Below are 20,325 nucleotides of genomic sequence, written 5' to 3'. Positions count from 1 at the left end.
GGACCTTCACCTGGATGCTTCCCTACGGCACCGTCCACTCCCCGTCTGCGGCCAGCCGTGTGCGCTCAGGCTCCGCAAACCGGACGATGTACCCCCCTTTGGAAGCGAAACGCTGACCCGGCCCAAGGGTCAGGCGTGGATAGTAGCCGGTGATGATGCGGCGCTCTATCATGTCGTCCATGCGCTCCACCAGATAGTCGCGCGCAAACGCGTCGACCATGTGGCTCAGCGTCTCAGCCAGCAGGCCACAGGCAAGAAACGTGTCCGCCTGCGTCTGCTCGGCGACGACCGGGATATGCCGGATTGCAAACCAGCCCAGCGCATAGTCCACGCGCACACGCCGCCGCTCTGGCAGGTCGACGGGATAGGCGAGGCGAGTCACGCCGCGCCAGCCCGCAGGCAACGGCGTGCGCTCGAGCCCGCCCATCAGGCCTGACATGAACACGTCAGCGCGCGGCGCCGGCACGCTGCCAAGCGCGGCGATGTCGCCCGGCCGCAGCCACAGCATGAGCGCATCCGCGCCCGCTGCGCCGCGCAGCGCTTGAGCCACGCTCTCGCCGTTGGCGAGAACGTGGCTGGATACCACGACACCGTGCCCTTTCAGCTTGACGGCGAGCGCCTTGGCCGCCGGCTCCCCGCTGTCGCCGGCACGATAGATCTGGTGCACCGACTTCGCCACCTTGCCACTGCCCGCATCCAGGATCTTCTTCGCGACCAGGTCCGCTTCCAGCAGCACGCCGCTGGAGAAATACAGGGAATAGAAGTCGGTATCGCTTTTGACTGGCACCTCGATATTCGGAAACAGGCATGGCACGGATTCCTGCTCGCAGAATGCATGGACCGGCGCCCAGTTCCTGCCACCGAGCCCCGACACCACGGCAAGGACAGGCTCCGCCGCCAGATGCCGCTTGAGTTGATCCAGCCAGGTCGCTTCCGGGCCGGTGAGTTCCCAGACATGCAGCTGCCAGCGGCGATTGACCATGAACATCATCTTGCGCGATGCACGCAGCGCAGGGGTCGGCCCGAGCGGAAACGTGTTCTTGTCGGCGAAGTAGTGGTCCAGCACATCCAGCATGCCGCGGCGCTTCACGGGATCCGCATCCGGCGTGATGATGGTAGCGAAATGGAGTACCGTCTCCGTGACCCCCGGCGGCCTGCGTTGGTCCATCCGCTTCAGGTATGCGATCAGTGCGGCCATGTCGGCGTCGTTCAGCGCGAATTGCGGCATCAGGTAATTGAGTGGCCTGCCTTCCGAGTCCAGGCCTTCGCGGATGGCTCTGGCAATCGTGTCATCGGTATACGGATCGCGATCCGCCCGCATGCCCTCGACGTAGGGGAGGTCGAGGTCCTCGAGGCTCTTGGCGCGCGGGTGAAAGAGATAGCGCCCGGTGATCGGCGGCACGGTGCCAAAGCCCTCCTTGGCGCCGAGGCCGCTGCGCCGATGGCAATTGACGCAGGCCGCGGCGGCCCCCTGCATCCGCATGCCGCCATCGCGGATCGCATCGAGCGGCGCCCCCGAAGGCAGCTCGCCGCGCTGGAAAATCGCTTCGCCGGCTTCCGTGGCCGAGGCGCCACTGGCCTGGCCGCCGAACGCCATCATGGCGGCGGCGGCGAAGCACGCGACGAGCGCCCGCAGGGCGGATAGTCCCCGGCTCATCGCTATGGCGCCGGCCGGACCACATCGCCCGACCCTGGCCGCGCCTGGGCATCGATCGAAACCGGCTTGTCCTGCCGCGGCGTGCCGGGCTTGGCGAACATCCAGTCGCCCAGCGCGGGGTTGAACGAGACTTCGTCGATCACGAGCTTGTCCGTTGCCTGAGCCGTCGCAACGCCGCTCTCGATCGTGCACGGTATCTGGAGCCCGTCGATTGTCCTGTAGTCGCGATAGAAGACCGTGACTGTGTGCGACTGTCCCAGGACATTGCGAGATTCGCGGTCGTATTTGAGTTCCAGGAATGTCTTCGCGTCGATCCACAGGCGGCGGCTCCCGCCCGAGGGTAGCCGGATGCCAAGGCGATATGCCTTGTGCCCTTCGACTTCATCGACGCCATCGAGCGTCACGGTGATACCCTTGGCCTCGTAGTCCATGAGCGGCCCGTCGATCACCTGCTCGTCATGCGCAAACTTCACCTCTTCCATCGAGTAGGGCTGCAGATTCGGCTTGCCGCCCTGGGTCGGGTGAAGCTTCCAGCCATGGCTGCCATCAAAGACGCGCACAGCCATCTGATTGAGCGCGGTGATCTCGAAGCGTGTCTTGTTGGGACGCTTCATTGCCAGCAAAAAACGTGCAGGCGCATTCGCGCTCTCCACGTGTCCGACCCAGACCACGGTCTGGATCTTGCGCCAGGCCTCAAGCCCTCCCCGTGCGACGGCGTTCTTCTCCACAATCTGGGCCACGCTCAGATCGGGCGACGTCGATGGCAGCGCCGGCAGCACCGCCAGTGAGACACAAGCGGCGAGAACCCCGAGGGCGATCCGTCTTGTAGTCATAGCCCCCCCTTACTTGCCGGGTAACCTGGCCGACGCCAACTGCGGTTTCGCAAACACTGCATCGTCCACCGGCTTGTTCATCGCCACGTGCTCGACGGTCATCCGGTGGGCCTTCTTGACGCCTTCGACGGCGGTCTCCATGACATGCGGCATCTTCAGGCCACCCTCGCTCTTGTAATCCCGGTAGTAGATGGCAACGCCATGCATCCTGCCGTCCAGCTTGCGCGGCTCGCCCTCCATCTTCAGTTCGAGAAAACTCGTTGCGTCCACCCACAAGTGCCGCTCCACGCGGTCTTTCATCGTCAGCTTGAGCTTGTAGGCCTGGTGCCCCTCCACGGACTCCATCCCCAGCAATTCGACCTTGGTGCCTTTCCTGGCGTAGTCGACCAACGGGCCATCCAGCTCCGCGGCTTGCGCGGCAATCTTGGCCTCGGCCGCGCTGTACGGCTCGACCTCATCGCGCCCCAGGAAGGGCCTGACCTTCCATCCTTGCGCCCCGTCGTACACCTGCACGGCCGTCTGGTCCTGGAAGCGAAGCTCGAAGCGGCTCTTGTGCGGCCGCTTCATCGTGGCAACGTACGGCAGCATCACGTCCTTCTTGCCGCCGACATCGATCTGGCCCGACATGGTCAGACTGCTTACCGCCCGCCAGGCTTCAAGCCCGCCGCGAGCCGCCACGTTCCTGTCGGCGATCTGAGCGGCCGTCAGCCGGCTCCCCGATGCGCTTTCCGTCGCCGCGCCGGCAGACCCCGCCAGGGACACCAGCCCCAATGCCAGGAAGAGAATTCGGTTCATGAGCACACCCCCCCTCAATCCATGCCTCACAGATCGCGCCCACGCGCGATCATTCAACCACCAGGCCGTCGAAATGAAAGGAACCGATCATCACGTTGACGCGGTCCCCGGTTTTAATCAGGTTGCCTTTGTTGGAAAACACCATCCAGTATTCCTGGCCAGCCGCCAGCGGGCCCGATTGCCGCAGCTGACCGATCTTGTCCATGACCGGAATCTGCAGAAGTGCCCGACTCCTTTGCCCGAGCAGGTAGGGCGTCGCATTCTTGTCGCCCAGCATCTGGGCGATCCTGGGGTCGGTCACGCGATAGCTAAAGCGGATCAGGTTGCCCGATGCGGTCTGGCGTACGTGCAGATCCTCGACACCGCCGTAGAGATCGTAGTAGGCCTTCGCGTGCTTTGGCAGCTTCACCGGCGTATAGGGTGAGGTCCTGGCGGACGGCGAAGGCGCATGTGTCAGCGCCGCCGAAGGCGCTTCCTGCGGGAAGGCCGAGTCCGCCAGGGCCCTACCCGCCCAGACGCCACCGGCGAGCAACATCGCGATCGTCATCAAAATTCTGGCATGGCTGGACATCTTCTTATGTCACCCCTGGCGCTCACCTGTTCCTGGCTCCTCGATGCCGGAGGGGGCGCCCAGAGCCGCTCCCCTCCCCCCTTTTCCACCTCGCGCTCTCCCCCTTCTCCTAACGTGTTGCCACGCCAGTCAAGGCCGCGCTCTGCGTACCGGCGCTATCGGAAATGCTGAGCGTCCCCTTCTGCGCCGAGTTCGCTGTGTCGCGGCCGCTAGGCCTGAACCGCACGGCGATGGCACAGGTGCCGTTCGGAGCCAGGCTGGTGATCCTGCTACCCGCGTTCGGGTTGACGGTGCCGCAAGTCGTCTGCTGTGCAACGATGACGAAGTTCGCGCCATCCACCGTGATCGCCGGGTTCGCAATGCCTGTCAACGGTACGCCTCCCGTATTCTTCAGCGTAAAGACATGGACCGGCCCTGCCTCGCCCCGCTCGACGCTGCCGAAGTCCTGGGTTGGCGGCGTCAGGGTCACGCCGGATGCGGCGCTTGCCACGAACTCGACCGCGCCGATATCGAACTTCGCGCCTTGCGGCCGGACGGTACCGAAGAAGTCGTGATTCGGGGCACTCGCGTCAGTGGCGGTGTCGATTGCCGGCGACCCCGACGTGATCGCATAGTTGCCAAGCGGCACGTTGTAGCCCGGGCTGCCCGACGAGATGCTGGCATTGAACAGGGAGAGCGGTCCGTAGGACATATTGATCCACTGGTTGCCTTCATCCGGGGTCGCCGTCGGCATCAGGCCGAAGAGCGGGTTGGGGAGCACCGCGTCCGCAATGCCCGGAGGCACGGCAAACCCAATCCCGCCACCTTCCGGCGGCACGCGCGAGCCATTGCAGTACTGGCTGATCACGGCTGGGTCGGAGCCCTGGTTGTTTGCCCCCTGGTAGTCCCCGGCGTCGGTCAGGATCGAGTACAGAGGGGTAAGCGTCAGGCCCGACTCATGCTTGTTCGGAGCGGAGTCGCCAAAGGCCCCGACGTCCCAGTAGACCGCCTTGGGATCGCAATAGCCTGTTGTCTTGCCCGTCTGGCTCAGCGTGGGGTTCAGGGTCACCAGGTTCTGCAAGCCGGGGATCTTGGCATTGGGTCCACCCACCGTGATGTAGAACGAGCGGTTCTGCCAGAAAAGATTGTTGGACAGCACCGGGTTCGAGAACGTCTTACATACATGGGTCGCACCCGGGTCCGTCCCTGCCGGGCAAGTCACCGCGGCGTTGCCGAACGCGGCGATGAAGTTCGGCGTGTGGCGCGCCGTCTCCAGTCCGGCCGGCTGGTAGGCCGAGGTCGTGATCGGGTCGCAGGTGGTCTCCGCGCCCACCGTGGTGCAGTTCGTCGGCGGCGGCACATTGGCCTGGGTGGCCGCGGGCGTATTGAAGAGTACGCCCGCCGACGCAGTCGCATCGTTGGAAACGACCGTGTTGTTGATGAAGTTCACCCCCACCGCGTCCTGGATGGATACGCCACCGCCTGCCCAGCCCGCGACGTTATTCGCGATGATGTTGTTGGTGACGGAGACCCGGTACCACTTCGACGAGTCCTTTGGACTGCGCTGTACATCGGTACCATTGACGTTCTGCAGGCGCAGCCCACCGCCTTTACCGCTTTCCGCCGTGTTGCCGATAAGCAGGTTGCCATCAATCGTCAGGCCCGGGCCGACGCCATCGGACAGCTGCGGCGCGCAATCGACGTCGACGGTCTGGTTCTCGCAGAACGTTCCGTCCGGCGGTACCCCCTGGGCGATGACGCCGCCCCCGTAGGTAGGTAACGTCGGATTGTTGCTCTGGTTGAACAGCACCACGTTGTGCGAGATATCGCCGTTATAGCTGAAACCGAAGTGGGCAACACCGCCGCCGTCGCCACTGCTCATATTGCCGCACACCCAGTTGTAATTGAAACGGTAGTTGTCGGCCCCCGAACAGAAGGTCACACCACCCGCCGACGACGGCGTGGTCGAATTGATCTCATCGCCGTAGGAAGCGTTGGCGGTCACCGAGTTGTGGTGCACATTCACGTTCATGTTGTAGCCGAACGGAATCTGGGTCACGCCGTCGGCGCCGATGGTGCCGTCCGGCACCTCGACCTGGCCGATCGTGATCCCGCCCGTGAGCGTGCCGGCGTTGCCGAAGACCCGGTTGTTCGAGACCTCCATGTTGTGGTTCCAGCCGTGCAGGAAGATGCCACCACCGCCTTGCGAGCTGTTGGTGAAGGTAATGCCATCGATGCGCGACGGGTTGCAGAGGAAATTGCCGGGATTATTAGCGCAATCCGCGGCGCTTGCCGTCAGCGGCGTGCAGATGCCGTTTGCGACGCAGTTGGGGTCGGGCTGCCCGTTGACGTCCTGCACGCCTTTGGCCAGCACCGTAATCGCCGCACCTTCGTACGCCCCCATCAGCGTCGGCTCGATCAGTAGCTCTCCCAGGTTGCCGTTGAGCGTGTTGTCCCACCCGACGGTCGGCTCCAATGGTATGGGGTCGATCTTCCGCTGCATGGTTGACGGGCAACTGTAGGTGTTGGTGGGATCGAAGGGATTCGACGACGAGATCGCTCCACCGTTGCGGGACACGCCGAACAGGCAGCTGACCTGCGCACGCCACGGATCCATCTTGCCTGAAGGGTGCGTATTCGCATTGACCGTCACCGACGCAGCGCCAACGCCTTGCAGCCGGACCGGTTTCCACATCAGCAGCATCTCCTTGTAGACACCCGGGCCCACGATGATCAGGTCGCCTGGGGTAGCGCGGTCGATCGCAGTCTGGATGGCGTTGCTGGTGGCGTTCTCGCCAGCGACGTACGCCGGCGCCTTCCCGCCGATGCTGACGCTGACCGTGTCGACGGACTTCTTGCCATTGCCTGCCGTGATCACCAGTTCGCCGTGATCGGTCGACAGCGTCGGCACCGTGACCGTGATCGACTGGTCGGTCCAGGACGTGATCTGCGCCGGCACGCCACCGATGCTCACGCTCGACAGCACGGTGCAGGCGCCACCGACGGTGGTGCACTGGCTACCGAAACCGTAATGGCGCGGGATGAACTTCTGGTTGTACGGCGCCTTGGTCGCCCCTGGCCCGCTGTAGGCATGGTTGATCACCTGCTGGTCGCCCAGCGCACTGATGGTCAGGCTGTGGCCCGCGGCGCTGACCCAAGGACCGGCACCACCGTTGCTGGTATCGCCCACCACCATCGAGATCGCGGGAGTGGCATCCGGATACGCGCAGTCAGGCTGGTTGTAGCCGTCCGCGAAGGCCTGCACCGGCACCACCGGCGTGTCCATGTACTGGGTCTGTCCCGGCATGAAGGGAATCTCATAGCAGAACTGGCTGTACGCTGGGTTGTACAGCGGATCCTTGATGGTCTGCCCTGGGTGCGCGGGATCCGGCATATCCGGGTCGTTCATGCAGGCGACCATCATGGTCGGCGCATAGCCGGTCGGATTTGGCGGGTTGACCTGCCAGGTCGAATAGTTCAGGCCATTGAAGATGCCCCACTGGTCGGTGTACACGCGGGCGACCTCGTTGCCGGAGAAATCCTTCATCGACACCGGCACGTTGGGAACGGCGAACTTCTCGCCGAACTGCGGCGAATACGGGTCGAACTCCGAAGAGAAATCGTCGAGCATGAAGCCGGTGTAATGCGCCGAGACATGGGTCGAGCTGAACACCCAGAATTTCGCCAGCACCGTCATCTGATCGGTAAGCGTAACCTCCTTGCGATCGCACAGGTGCCGCGACGCACCGGCGAACGGCGCCACTTCCTGCGAGCCCGGGAACAGGCTGATATAGTCGGGAACGATGCGCAAGGCACCCACGCAGGGCCAGAACGATTCGATACTGCCGGTGTCTCCCTCGTGCCTGGGCGAGGAGCCCAGATCCGTGGTCGGGTTCTGCGGGTTGTTCGGGTTATACGTGGCGTTCACCGCTGCCTGGTCGGGCAGGATGAAGATATTGCCGATGCCGCCGAACTGCTGCGTCACGGGCGCGATGTAGTTGTCGCCGATGAGGATGTTCTTGTCTTCCTCCTTCACCAGTTCGTAGCCCGGCGGCACGATCACCTCGACCACGTACTTGCCAGGGGGCAGCATGGGAGTGCCGCTCTCCTCGCCTCCGCCGGTCGCGGGGTTTCGCACACAGATGGTGCAATTGGTGCCCGTGGGCTTCCCGGTCCTCGGATTCGTCCCGGTTACGCTGGGGAACTGGTACATCCCGTCATAGGGCGCCGGTTGCACTTGATTGAACGCGTGCATGCCGTCGTAGCACTTGAACTGGGATTTGGCCGGCAGCGCCCGCTGTTGCGGATCGAGCCATTGGGTGCTCTTCTGCAATGTGAAGAAGTACGGATCGGAAGTTTCCTGGCCCGGACAGTTCATATTGGGCATGCCGTCGGAGCGGAAGCCCTGCGCCCAATCGTCCCAGCTGCTGGTCTTGGTGGTGTCCACCAGCGTCAGGCTGGCGGTTCCGTCCGCAGCGGTGCCTTCTTGATACAGGTTGACGGTCACGTTCGGCACGTTAGGCGTCCACTTCGTGTGGATGAGCAGCGCGGGATCGTCGAACGGGCGTGTGGAGGCATAGATCACTTCCCCCCTGATGCCGCCATTCTCGTTCGTGGCAAACGGCGTCTTGCCGAACTCGATGAACGAGCTCTGGCCGGAGAAGCCTTGCCAGCCAAGCGTGGTGACCGACGGGGGATCAATCCGGCCGGTCGAAGGATTTGACGCGCTGCTGCCCGGGCCGTTCAGGATCGAAAAGCCCTTGCAGTCTGCATTGTCGCAATACACCGCGCCGGGTACCCGCAGGTTGGACGGAAGATGCGCGGTCGCCGATTCCGTCGTGTTGGCGAAGTTCTTGGCAATGGTCGAGCTCCCTCCACCGGGAGTGCCGTCCGGGGGGCCGCCTGCGTCATAGACTACGTGCACGCCCGTCTGCTTGAAGCGGGTGGTATCGGCATCCACCACATACCAGTTGAACAGCGGGAAGACCTCGTTGAAGGGAGCGTAGCCGTTGAGGTCTGTGTTGTTGAAATTGGAATAGCTGCCGTCACGGAAGCGGATATTGGTCGGCACCAGTGTCAGGCCCGGCTCGTCGGGTTGCGAGACACCGTCGCGGTTCAGATCCATGAAGGTCCGGGTATACAGATTCGTGTGCCATTGCAGGACCGCAAGATCCCCGACATTGACACTCCTTGCATTGGGTCCAAGCTTTACCGCCGTGGCAAGGCCATCAACGATCTGGTCGTTCCACTGGTCGAAGACCGTCAGCCTGAACGTGCCATCGGGAAGTTTGGAAAAGCTGAACTCACCCTTGTCATTGCACTTGGTGAACGCGATATCCTCGCCGTCCGGATCGCCCATGCTCACGAAGCACTGCGTGAAGGCCAGGGAATCGCGCGAGCCGCTGCCATAGAGATGCTGGTTGGGCGGGCGGCTGTAGTGCAAGTTGGTAATCCTGCCGCTGACCGAGTTGAGGCACGAGGAGCCGGGCAGATCGCACAGCCCCGACTTCGAGGCATTGGTCCTGCGGTCATTGATGATCTTCGCATTGGCGAAGCCAACCGAGACGTGGAAGCCAGCCGGCCCGAATTCCTGGAAGTAGGCCGGTCCGCCTACCTTGACGAAGGCGTCATGCGCCTTCTGGCCATCCAGCGTATTCGTCTGCAGCCACTCCTCACCCTTGGCAATCCTGTCGGCCGCCGGAGTTGCCACCACCCCGTACCTGCCGGGCATCAGGTTGGCAATGATGGCCTGGCCGACCAGCGGCGAGGGTGTCTTGCCGTCCGATTCATATTTCGGGCAGGTGGGAATCATGCCGACCAGCCCGTCGTTCGTCGTCGTCGAAATCGGGCACGCATTCAGGTGCGTGACAGGATCGATCGTCCCCTGCAAGGCATTGGACAGCGGCATGTTGAACATGTCGTAGCTCATCTGGCCGGTCGGATCGCCCGTGCCGCCGGCGTCGTCCCAGAGCTTGATCTCAAATCCGCCCAGTCCCGGCTCCCGGGCCGTGCCGAAGGTGTCGGTTCCACCGCTGACGTCTACCTCGCCATTGAGCGGCGCGTCATCCTCGAACACGAACACGGAGACCTTCGCCGTGGGCAGCGGCGTCTGCGGCAGCAGCACGTTGACCGCCGTCTGCGCCGGCGCGATCGGTGCGCCGCCCATGGTGTGGCCGCAGGTTCCCGTTCCCGGCGCGAAGTCCGGGCCGCCGGGGCCGGACGGGCAATCCAGCGCAATGCTGAAGGGCCTCTTGGCCCCTGTCTTGCTGGTCGGATCGGGCTTGGGCGCGCCGGCGGCGGAAGTGAATGTATTGCCGGCATCGCCAGGCAAGATCGAAATGTAGTAGTGCTTGGTCGGGTCGAGCGCTACCTGGCTTGGGTCGACTGGAGATTGTTGCACGGCATCCGTACGGCAGACACCGTTGCCGATATCGCATACGGCCGGCATGTGCGACTGGCTCACCGGGTCGAACACGGTCTGCCCGCCCTCGCAAGCGGCACGGCCGACACAGCCCGAGGCAACCACCGGCATATAGCTGGTATGGAAGCTCGTGCCCAGGCTCGGCACCGGCAGCGGCGGGCAATTGGCCGGCCGCTTGACGGAGTTCACCTGGCATGCCGGGTCGATCTGGAAGGTACGGTCCTCCTCGATGATCCAGCGGTAGTCGGTGATCTTCACCGGCTTCATGCCCGGCAGGGTGCTCGGCCCGTCGAGTACGTTGACTACCAGCCCGCTGCCGCCCCGGAAGGTCACCGTGGCGCTCGCGCTGTTGCTAGGTGTCTTCTGCGAATTCATCGCCCGATACTGGAAACTCACATTGACACTTGCCCCCGCGCCCGGCGGAGTCGTCGGCACGACAGTAAACGAGCCGTCCGCGTTCAGCGTGACTGTGCCGTTCTTGACGCTGCCGCCCACCAGCGAGGCTGTCAATGGAAGCCCGGAAGGGTCCCTGTCGTTCGCGAGCACGCCGGGAGGCGCAATGTGCAACTGCGACGCCACGTTGCTGGTGTAGCTGTCAGCGATAGCCGTGGGCGCCTTCCCGATGCATCCTTTGCCACAGGCGGTCAACGTCACCGTCGCCTTGAGCGCGGGATTGCCGTTCGCCTGATAGGTAAAGGTGTCGGACGTCGTGCCGGAATTCGGCGCATAGGTAAACGTGCCATCAGCGTTCAGGGTCACTGTGCCGCCCGTCGGCGCGATCAGCAGCTGGACGCCGTAGACGCCGATATCGTTGGCAATCACGCCCTTGGCGGGGTCCGTGACCATCAGGTTGCTGCCCGCAACCAGGGCGTAGGAGTCGGGGTTGGCCTTCACGGTCACGCCGCTTGCGGGCAGCGTGGCGCCACTGGCACCGATGTAGGCCAGCATGCCGCCATCGCGCTGGTTGTTGGTGGACAGGCTCAGCTGGCGGTCGAACACCGCCAGGGCTGCGGGCGCGGTCGCCGGCGCCACGGGTGCCGGCGCATTGATCATGACATCGTAGGTCTTGCCCGCCGCCAGGAAAACTTCATTCTGGATGCGCCGGTTCCCGGGGAGGAGGTTGCCGTCTTCGGCGATCAGCGAAAGCCCCGAGGTCACCTTCGGCGTCCCTGAGCTGCTGTCGGTGGTCTGCGCTCCCACGATGGAGGGTACATGCATGCGCAGGCCGGCATTCACCAGGCGCACCAGGACAGTGCCCGTGGGCGACGCAGGGGTCGTGGCGAACAGTGAGTTTGCCGCCTTGCTCCTGTCGAAGGCGACGCCATTGATCATGTAATAGCGTGGATCATAATTGACGGCCGGCGGATAACACGCCGCGGCGCCGTCACTGCAAAGCATGCCCTTGGTCGTCAATGCCGCCACGAGCTGCGCGTCGGTGCCAGTGCCCGACGTTCTCGTCACCGCTACGGCAGGAACGGAGTAATAGCCGGTACCGCCGCTATCGACCGCGATTGCGGTGATTGCGCCGTTGCCATCCACGCTTGCGACGTGCGCGGTCGCCGCCACCGAAGCGCCGCCGCCGGAGAATGTCACAGGGTCATTGACGTGATAGCCGGTGCCAGCAAGCGCGTTGCCGCCGGAGTCGAGCGCCGGCGACACCGAGCTGAGCGCATCCCTGAGCACGCGGGAGGACGTTTCGCTGAAGTTCGCGCTCGAAACAGCCGCCGCCACGGCGGCATTCTGCACGGCATCGATTTCACTGAACAGCAATGGGACTTCCGCGTTGTAGGTCACGCCCGCATAGGCGACGCCCAGCGAGGGCGCTGCCGGCGCGGCCGTGACGACCAGGACGCCATACAGACCCATTGGCCCCTGGATGGAGGGATGGGTTCCCGATTCGATCAGGTAGGTCCCGGGCCTGAGGTTGTTCCAGGTCAACGCCGTCGAGCTTCCGCTTCCAGTCGTCACCTCGGTTGCGAACGACTGGACGCGGTCCCCCTGCGCGGGTGGATTGAAGGTAGCGCCATTGCTGTTCCCGGCGACGGGCCAGGTAACGCTCTGGACCGCATGAGCCGGGCTGGGCACGGTTTTGCGCATGGTGCCCAGGCCGCCGCCCAGTTGCCCAACGATCACCAGCGACGTAGGGATGCCCGAGGTGGCACCCGGAGGCACCGGCAGATTGTTCTTGAGGTTGATTGTCAGATTGCCGGAAGACGGGACGGTGATCACCACCGGCGACCAGCCGGTTCCGGCATTCGGGTTCAGGCCCTTGCAAGTGGCGCCGTTGCTCGCGCCCGTGCAGGTGTAGCCCCACATCGGCACAGCCTGCCCGTCGGGAAGCACGGCGCTGGTCGCGCTCGCAGTCAGGCTGACGCTCTGCGCGAAGGACGCGCCGCTTGCCATGCAGAGTATCGATGCCGCGAGGCCCGCCTTGACCAGGTCGAAGAGGCTCGCCCTCAACTGATTGGATCTCATCGCGTTTCCCCTGGCCTCTAATTGGATTCGTTAATCGTGAAGGCTTGCGGATCGACAAGCATCATCATCATCATCCCGCCCGGGAAGATATTGTTCGTGGTGATCTCCCGCTCATTGTGCGAGTGCCACATGAAGGCAAAACCTGCCTCGCTGGTCGGGGGGTTGGCAACCGTGCCCGAGGGCGGGATCGTTCCCGTGGGGCCGACTGCACGAACGGTCGCGTCGGGCCCGAGATAAGGACTGCCTCCGTACCAGACACCCTTCGTCAGGATGTTCGCGTCCGGCAGCGTTGCCGGGCCACCGCTGGCGACTTGACCGAACGGATGGGCTTCCAGGCCCTTGTTATGGTCCTGGCACCATTCGTAGTAGTTCGGCGCCTTTGGGTCGGCCGTGTAGTAGCCGTTCGCATCCGGGGTACAGACCACCGGCTTGCCGAGGTAGGCGGGGAACGCCGGATCGGTGTACACGCCGCCTTCGACATGGCCATACACGTCCCAGTTGAGTCCCCTGCCCGTCCAGTAGAAGATGCCATCCATCGCCACGCCGGGCGTTGTGGTCGTGGTGAACAGCAGCGGCCCGGCAGGCGACGTGTTGTCGGTCTGGCTGAGCAGCAGATTGCCATCGCGGGCCAGCACGCGAACGTGATTGCCGTGCTCATGGAAGGGATGCTGCCAGCGGCCGGTGCCGATGATTCTCAACAGCACGAGTTCGCCCGGATGCATGTGGGGATTGCCGTTGTACGGCTGGTGCGGATATTGCACCGCGTAGTTCGAATCCATGTCGTCGGGCATCGAGCGGCCGTTGACCATGAAATAGGCCGGATGGTAGGGCTCGGTCTCGACGGTCATGCACCCGGTGGGCCGTGTGCACGCCTTGCCTGCCGCCGTGCCGACCTGCTGTTCCGCCTGGGAATGGATGCGCGGGTCCATCTCGGAGAACTGGAACAGGTACTCGCGGTCGTAGCACGCGGCACTGTTGCTAAATGCCGCCGCGGCATTGCGGAAGTCAGTCTGGCCGTCCGGCAGCGTGCTGCCGACGGCACGGCACCCAGCCGGCACGGTGGCCGGCAGGACAATGATCGCGCCATACAGCCCCATTTCTATCTGCAGGTCGCTCTGCGTGCCGCTGTAGTAGCCATGGGTACCCTCCGTCGTCGCGACGAAGGTGTACGTCACCGAGCCGCCGTGCGTGGCTTCCCCGGCAAGCAGGCCCGGCGCGCCGTTCGACGTGGCGACCTGGAATCCGGGGAAGAGAATCGACGTATTGCCAGCGGCCGCGGGCAGATTGTTGGTGAGCTTTACTGTCACGGTGTCGCCCTTCCTGACGATCAGCGTCGGCCCGGGTATCTGCATGCTCGGACAGGCGGCGCCGGGGATGGCCGCGGGCGAAAAGCCGGCCGGCGCGGTGCCGCCAGTCCGGCAGCCGTATCCCCAGGAGTAGACGCTCGATCCATCGGGCTGGCTGATACGGGCCGCCTCCGCGGTCAGATCGAAACTGGTTCCGGTAATGCCCGGCGCGGCGGCTCGGGCCGGCATGCAGAGCAACGCGGCAAGGACAACCGCCGCAAGCCACGCAAGGCTCGCGATCCACGTGTTTCTGGTGATGTGGCCCACGGCTCTTCTCCCACTAGTTGGTGCAAACCTTGGTGATCGGGTCCACCGTATTGCAGATGTGGACCTCGGTCATCAAGCCACCGAAGTTCTCGGCGTCGTTCGAAAGGTGATCCAGGTTCGGCGTGTACAGGTAATACGTCGATCCCGCCGGGTAGCGGTTCATGTCGCTTGCGTCCAGAATCACATCGATCGACTCGCCGCCGGCCAGCGTGATCGAGTTCGTGTAGTAGGTCATGTCGTTGCCCGCCATGTCGCGCAACAAGCGCGCATTGATGCCGACCACGTGCATCGGGATGCCGAGAGAGGCCAGGGTCTGGTACTCGGTGACATCGAGATCCGAAATCCGCAGCAACGCCTTGCCACCCAGCGGGATGTTGATCAGCGTCGGCAGCGGCTGCGAGAAATGCGGGGTACCGTCGGACGCCTGCGTACTCATGGGCCCTTGCGTCACCGTGTCGGGATAGCTCCGCCCATTTAACAGAAAGTACTTGTCCCTCATGTCGGTGAACGGCTCCGGGTTGAAGGTCATGCCGACGAAGTGGAAGTTCGGATCGAAACCGTGGATCTGGATCGGATACTCGACGTCGTAGGCGGTCGAGCCATCGCCGTCGTTGTACGCGTACAGCGTCGGCGAGTTGCTCTTGTTGAGCTGATGGGTGACACCATTGTTCACGCGCGGCAGCGGCGTCGAGCACAGGATGTCGGTGCCGCACCGCGTGCGCGGATCGGCCTGCTGTGCCTGCAGGGCGGCGTACAGCGACGCGCCGCTGGGGACGCGGTTCTGGCGCGGCCGCACGTAGATCTGGCCGACCATGCCCATCTGCAGATGCTCGGGCGGGGTGATGTGGCAGTGCCAGAAGTAGGTGCCGGCGTCCGGCGCCAGGTAGTAGTAGGTGAAGCTGCCGCCGATATTGATGGCCACGGAAGCGTCCGGCACGCCATCGTAGAACGAGGAGGCGTTCGGGTAGCCATGGAAGTGCACCGTGTGCTTCTCGAACAGGTCGGGCCGCATGATCATCCCGACGTTGGTCAGGGTGAGGAAGAACTCGTCATCCTCGTCGATTGCCATGGTGGGGGCCGGTATATTGCCGTTCATCACACCGACATCCATGATCGGCCGTGGATCGACGTGGCCCGTGATCGCGTTGCCCGCTTCCGGGTCCGGGACGAGGCCGATCGCGCCATTGAAGGTGGTGACGTCGTGTTGCCCGTCATTGATCGGATAGGGCCAGACCGTATTGAATACCGATGCCGGCTGCGTGCCGGGAAGGCCTTGCTTGATATCCGCTAGCCCGGACAGCGGACCGAAGGAGAACATATACGTCTGCGTGCCGTTGGCCATCGTCGAGTAGCCGTCGCCACCCGAGATCTGCTGGCACTTGATGCCGTCGCTGACCACGCCCGTGGCCGACTTCGGATGAAGCGCCGTATTGTCCGGGCATTGCACCCGAAAGGACTGGGCAAGCGCGGGCATCGCGAAGAGAAGCAACAACAGCGCAGACACGCCGCCGCGATATATGCGAGTACAGAACATATGACCTCCTTCCTGCGGGCCTATCAGCGCGACCCGTAGGACATCAAGTTCCACGCCTGCGCCAGCCACACCCGTCGCTGCCGCTCATCTCACTGCCATGCCATCGCGCCACCGGCGCTGGGAGAACCGGATACCCGAAGACCCGCGAACTCCCTTGCCCTGGTCCCGGCCCGCTGAACGGGGAAGCCCGATGGCCCCTTCGTCCGCTTCGCTCCGGAACCCCTTCGGCACGTCTCTCTCCACGCTTGTATTGTGGTGAACGCCGATGCAGGTTTGCATGGGTCAACACCCTACTGATGCGGTAGGGCAATCCATCGAGAGCGCTCGAGCTCCGGCGGCATCATCTGGACAGCCCATTGAGACTGAACGGGGACGTGTTCGGGGACGTGTTCGGCGACAGGTTGCCAACGCCGGCGCGCCGGGCTGGCGTGTCGGCCGGTGCGGTCGGGCTTTGCGTAGTCGGAAGATCGAGGCTGGCGCGGCTTCGGCGACCCGGAGGCAGATAATAGAATTGCCACTCGGCGTAGGTTTTCGCATTGGCGAAATCCGCGTAGAGCCTGGGAAAATTCGCGTGCTTGATAGCCAGCGCCGTGGAGCGGCTATAGACACCGTAGATGCGGTCGCCGTCGTGAAGGAGCAGCCAGTCGTTCTTGCCGGTCACCGGGTCCGGATAGGCTCGCCGCAGATGGTGCAGCGGCACGGGGAAGCGCTTGTCCTCCAACAGATCATCGATCGATCCCGGCAGCGTCCGGCCCGCCTGATAGTAGCGCTGAATGGCCAGCCGGTACTGGTTGCCGACGAACAGCAACTCCTCTTCCTGCAGCCGCTGCCGTTGCAATGACCAGACATCGAGCGCACCCATCAATGCCACCGAAACAAGGATCAGGGCGATCAGCAATGCCAGCAACACCAAGCCATGGGCGCCATTGCCCTGGCGATGACGGATCGGACAACGCTGCCGGCGGGCGCGGGTCATTTTTCGGGTGCCGCCGCAGCAACCGGAACAGCCGCCGCTTCGCTGGCCGGCGCAACGTCATAGACCCCCGTCTTGTCAGCATCCGGCGAGGCAATCACTGTCCATGCGGTACCGCCCATGACGGGATCTTCGGGAACACCACGCAGATAGTGCTTTTGCACCAGTTCGTCCAGGCTCTCCGGATACTGGCCGTTGTCGCCGTAGTATTTATCGATCGCGTCCCGCATCACGGCCAGGTTCTGCCGCTGCACCTGCTCCTTGCCGTGGTCGATGCTGCGCAGGTAGCGCGGCAGCGCGATCGTCAGCAGCAAACCGATGATCGCCATCACGACCACCAGTTCGATCAAGGTAAACCCATGGAGCCAATGGCCGCGAGCGGGCTTTTTCATGCGCCTCACCATTCTTTGTAGGGAATGCCGTTGAGACCCAGGCGTTCCGCCCTGGAAGACACGTCAAACACGTCATTACCGCCTTGCGGACTGCTCTGCGTGCTGCCATAGGCACGCAGGTTCCACGTCTGCTCCGCCGGCGTGGTGGCGTCGCCGGTAAAGAACGGATCGCGCGGCACACTACGCAGGAACATCAGCAGCCCGGCCTTCGGGTCCTTGGCATCCTTGACACCGGTTACCAGCACGGTCAGCGACGGCGGATAGCCCGATGCCCCCGCCTCCTTCTCGATCGACCCGAAGTCACCGGCATCCTTGTAGGCGTCCAGGGCGGTACGGATCTGGCGCAGCGCCAGCCTCAGATCCTGCTCCTTTTCGCGCTGCACCATCAACTCGGAGAATGGCACGATCGCCAGCGCAACAATGCCCACCAGCGCCAGCGTCACCACCAGCTCTATCAGGGTGAAGCCGCGGCCATACAGGCTCCAGCGGCCGCGGCAATGCGTTGTCCTGATCGTGGGCGTCATAGCTCAGCGCGCTCCCGGGATCGGATAGAGCGGGTTCTCGGTTGCCATACCGTTCGACGGCATCGTCACCATGGGCGTGGGCGGCTGTGCGGGCGCCACCGAGGGCGCCGGCACCGGCGTCACGACAGCCGCGGCGGTTGCGTCCGGCGCTGCGGCGCCCGTGTCGGGCGCGGCGGAAGCGGCAGGCGCCGGCGGCGCGGACTGGATGGCCGGGAACCGCGCCGCGAACGGATCGGGCGGCGGGGTCGTCCGCGGCGCCGCGGGTGGCTGGCCCAGCGAGCCTCTCGGAGGTACTGCAAGGGGTGCGGGCGGCACCGCGCTACCGGCCGCCGCAGCCTTTGCATTGCCTCCAACGGCGGCCCCGTCGACACTCGCCGGCGCGACGGGTGCCACGGGAACTACCGGGGCGACGGTCCCGCCCCCAACCCGGCCCGGCTTGAAAGGCGTGCCGGGCGCGGCAACCGGAGCTTCGGCGCTGGTGGCATCGAGACGCAACTGCTCGGTACGCACATTGGTGTCCGTGCCGGACCAGATTTCACGCGTATCGGCATCCGCGATGCGTTGAGGACGGATGATGTGCGGGGTAATCTGCAAGACGATTTCCGTCTTGACGTGGTCGCCGTTGTGATCCGAAAACAAGCGCCCGAGAACCGGCAACTGGCCCAAGCCAGGCACCTTGTCCGCCGTGGTGCGATCGGCATCCGAAATCAGCCCGCCGAGGACCTGTGTCTCGCCGTCCCTGAGACGCAGACTGGTCGATGCGCTGCGTGTGCCGATCTGGTAAGCCAGCGAGCTGAGGCCGGTCTGTGCGTTGCTGCTCGATATTGTCTTCGTGATATTGCTGACCTCGAGGCTGATCTTGATGCCGACATCGTCGTCGCGGTAGACCTGCGGTTCAACCTCGAGCTTGATACCGACATCCAGGTACTGGATATTTTGCGCATAGGAAGGACCACTGGTGCTCGGGGTGCTCGAGCTCGATATCACCGGCACCTTGTCGCCGATCAGGATCTTTGCCTTTTCCTTGTTACGGGTGCGGATGCGAGGACTCGCAAGCAGGTTCGCATCGGTATCCGTCAGCTTGAAGTTGGCGGTTGCCGACAGCCCGCTGACCACCAGCTGGTTGATCGGCAGCGTGTGCAGGGCGCCCCACGTGGACGCCGTACTTGGCGTGGCCATCGTGAAGCTGTTGGGCCATGCAATTCCCAGGTCCGTCAGCCGTTCATGCGAGACCTCCAGGACCTGAACCTCCAGCATGACCTCGGGTTCGGGAAGATCCTGTGCGGCGATCAGCTGTTCCGCGAGCCGGATGGTGTCGGGCGTTCCGCGAATCGACAGGGTGTTGGCATGTTCGTCGATCACGATCTCCTTGATCTTCAACAAGCTCTTCAACAAGGCCTGCACCTGTTTGGCGTCGATGTTCGACAACTGGAAGGTTCGGACCTTCAGCTCCTGGTACTCCAGTTGCTTGTTTGGCGTGGCGGGATAGATGAAGAGCGTGTTCGCATTCAGGACCTTCTTGTCCAGTTGGTTTTGCAACAAGATCAGATTGACCGCATCCTCGATCGCGGCATTGGTCACGAAGATCGTCGTCTTGAGGTCGGTGCGCACATCACGGTCAAAGATGACATTCAAGCCCGACGTGCGCGACAGTGCTTCGAAGACCATCCGCACGTTCGCGTCGCGAAACTGCAGCGTCACCGGCGTGCGCATGATCGACGCGGCCGCGCTCTTTTCCTCGCGCGCGGCCCGCAGCTGCCGCCGCTTGTCTTCGATCAGCCTCATCATCTGCTGTGCCTGGACGTTGGTCGGATTCTCCGCAAGCACGTCGCGCACACGTTCCGCCGCACTGTCATATGAGCCGCGTTCAAGCATCCGCTGGACCTCCGCCAGGATGACAAGATCTCGTAGATCGATCTGCAGCGCCGCGCCCAGCTTCCGCCCTCGCTCGCTGGTGGGATCGATCCTGCTCGCCTCATCGAGCTTCAGCGCCGCTTCATGAAACTGGTAACTGGCCCGCAGCCGATCCACCTCATCCAGCATCGCGTTCATCTGGCCATTGCGTTCGTGCATGTAGTTCAGCTGCATCTCCGCATCGGTGGGGTGGCGAACGCTCGCGTTACGCAGCGCGCCTGGCTCCACCGCGCAGCCACCGAGGACCATCGCGATCAGCGCCGCACTGAATCGACGCGCGTGGTAGCTGGCATAACACGCGCGAGGGGCCGTGCAACCTGACGCGGCTATTGACCTGAGGGACGCGTCGCAGCGCTCTACTCTGCAGGCAGCGTCCGATCTGCACCGGGATTTCATTTACTTTCCTTCGCCCTGGGTGGACATGACCTGTTTCACGTTAAGCGGCAGATAGGTAAAGGTCGCACCTGTTGCCGTAATCGCCTCAAGGCGGTATTGCCCGTCAATCACATCCCCCAGCGATACGATCAACAAACGGTCGCCACTACTCAGGAACATTTGCTCCTTCGATGCGTCCGCACCCAGCGCGCCCACATAGGCAAACGGCAACGGCGGCGCCGTGGGAGCCGGAGGGGGCGGGGCCGGAG

11 protein-coding genes and 1 pseudogene are annotated in these 20,325 nt (G+C 63.8%); all 12 read right to left on the bottom strand.

What is annotated here, in order from left to right; all coding sequences use genetic code 11:
- Positions 1-22: 22 nt before the first annotated feature.
- Positions 23-1,597 carry a c-type cytochrome gene (locus A9975_RS23375; protein ID WP_183034944.1) on the bottom strand — a complete coding sequence of 525 codons (1,575 nt, stop codon included), beginning with the start codon at positions 1,595-1,597 and terminating at the stop codon, positions 23-25.
- 62 nt (positions 1,598-1,659) lie between these two features.
- Positions 1,660-2,490: a hypothetical protein gene (locus A9975_RS23370; protein ID WP_255503399.1), complete on the bottom strand. Its 831-nt coding sequence runs from the start codon at positions 2,488-2,490 to the stop codon at positions 1,660-1,662.
- Positions 2,491-2,499: 9 nt separating this feature from the next.
- Positions 2,500-3,285, bottom strand: coding sequence for an outer membrane lipoprotein-sorting protein (locus tag A9975_RS23365; protein WP_183034891.1), 786 nt, complete (start codon positions 3,283-3,285; stop codon positions 2,500-2,502).
- Positions 3,286-3,334: 49 nt separating this feature from the next.
- A complete protein-coding gene (locus A9975_RS23360; RefSeq protein ID WP_183034890.1) occupies positions 3,335-3,856 on the bottom strand; it encodes a hypothetical protein in 522 nt (173 codons plus the stop codon).
- Positions 3,857-3,965: 109 nt separating this feature from the next.
- Positions 3,966-12,731: an Ig-like domain-containing protein gene (locus A9975_RS23355; protein WP_255503398.1), complete on the bottom strand. Its 8,766-nt coding sequence runs from the start codon at positions 12,729-12,731 to the stop codon at positions 3,966-3,968.
- Positions 12,732-12,748: 17 nt separating this feature from the next.
- The gene (locus A9975_RS23350; protein ID WP_183034889.1) at positions 12,749-14,344 is read right to left on the bottom strand and encodes a multicopper oxidase family protein; all 1,596 of its coding nucleotides are present in this window, start codon (positions 14,342-14,344) and stop codon (positions 12,749-12,751) included.
- Positions 14,345-14,357: 13 nt separating this feature from the next.
- The gene (locus A9975_RS23345; RefSeq protein WP_183034888.1) at positions 14,358-15,878 is read right to left on the bottom strand and encodes a multicopper oxidase family protein; all 1,521 of its coding nucleotides are present in this window, start codon (positions 15,876-15,878) and stop codon (positions 14,358-14,360) included.
- Positions 15,879-16,218: 340 nt separating this feature from the next.
- Positions 16,219-16,854, bottom strand: a complete 636-nt coding sequence (locus tag A9975_RS23340) for a type II secretion system protein (protein WP_370565324.1) — start codon at positions 16,852-16,854, stop codon at positions 16,219-16,221.
- Positions 16,851-17,243 carry a type II secretion system protein gene (locus tag A9975_RS23335; protein ID WP_255503397.1) on the bottom strand — a complete coding sequence of 131 codons (393 nt, stop codon included), beginning with the start codon at positions 17,241-17,243 and terminating at the stop codon, positions 16,851-16,853. The genes A9975_RS23340 and A9975_RS23335 overlap by 4 nt, the downstream gene beginning before the upstream one ends.
- A gap of 5 nt (positions 17,244-17,248) precedes the next feature.
- Positions 17,249-17,767 carry a type II secretion system protein gene (locus A9975_RS23330; protein ID WP_183034886.1) on the bottom strand — a complete coding sequence of 173 codons (519 nt, stop codon included), beginning with the start codon at positions 17,765-17,767 and terminating at the stop codon, positions 17,249-17,251.
- A 3-nt stretch (positions 17,768-17,770) separates the two neighbouring features.
- Positions 17,771-20,077, bottom strand: coding sequence for a type IV pilus secretin PilQ (locus tag A9975_RS23325; RefSeq protein WP_183034885.1), 2,307 nt, complete (start codon positions 20,075-20,077; stop codon positions 17,771-17,773).
- Positions 20,078-20,325 (bottom strand): annotated as a pseudogene (locus A9975_RS23320) (secretion system X translation initiation factor); the annotation flags it as partial. It lies immediately after the preceding gene.

The organism is Cupriavidus sp. UME77, assembly GCF_014170355.1.
In the GTDB taxonomy this organism is placed as follows: Bacteria; Pseudomonadota; Gammaproteobacteria; order Burkholderiales; family Burkholderiaceae; genus Cupriavidus; species Cupriavidus basilensis.
This window is presented reverse-complemented; position numbering and strand designations above follow the sequence as displayed.

What these genes read in the sequence shown, in the direction of transcription:
- A9975_RS23325 (WP_183034885.1), bottom strand. Translation starts at nt 20,077, where the DNA reads ATGAAATCCCGGTGCAGATCGGACGCTGCCTGCAGAGTAGAGCGCTGC.
- A9975_RS23365 (WP_183034891.1), bottom strand. Translation starts at nt 3,285, where the DNA reads ATGAACCGAATTCTCTTCCTGGCATTGGGGCTGGTGTCCCTGGCGGGG.
- A9975_RS23345 (WP_183034888.1), bottom strand. Translation starts at nt 15,878, where the DNA reads ATGTTCTGTACTCGCATATATCGCGGCGGCGTGTCTGCGCTGTTGTTG.
- A9975_RS23340 (WP_370565324.1), bottom strand. Translation starts at nt 16,854, where the DNA reads ATGACCCGCGCCCGCCGGCAGCGTTGTCCGATCCGTCATCGCCAGGGC.
- A9975_RS23335 (WP_255503397.1), bottom strand. Translation starts at nt 17,243, where the DNA reads ATGAAAAAGCCCGCTCGCGGCCATTGGCTCCATGGGTTTACCTTGATC.
- A9975_RS23330 (WP_183034886.1), bottom strand. Translation starts at nt 17,767, where the DNA reads ATGACGCCCACGATCAGGACAACGCATTGCCGCGGCCGCTGGAGCCTG.
- A9975_RS23370 (WP_255503399.1), bottom strand. Translation starts at nt 2,490, where the DNA reads ATGACTACAAGACGGATCGCCCTCGGGGTTCTCGCCGCTTGTGTCTCA.
- A9975_RS23360 (WP_183034890.1), bottom strand. Translation starts at nt 3,856, where the DNA reads ATGTCCAGCCATGCCAGAATTTTGATGACGATCGCGATGTTGCTCGCC.
- A9975_RS23375 (WP_183034944.1), bottom strand. Translation starts at nt 1,597, where the DNA reads ATGGCGTTCGGCGGCCAGGCCAGTGGCGCCTCGGCCACGGAAGCCGGC.
- A9975_RS23355 (WP_255503398.1), bottom strand. Translation starts at nt 12,731, where the DNA reads ATGAGATCCAATCAGTTGAGGGCGAGCCTCTTCGACCTGGTCAAGGCG.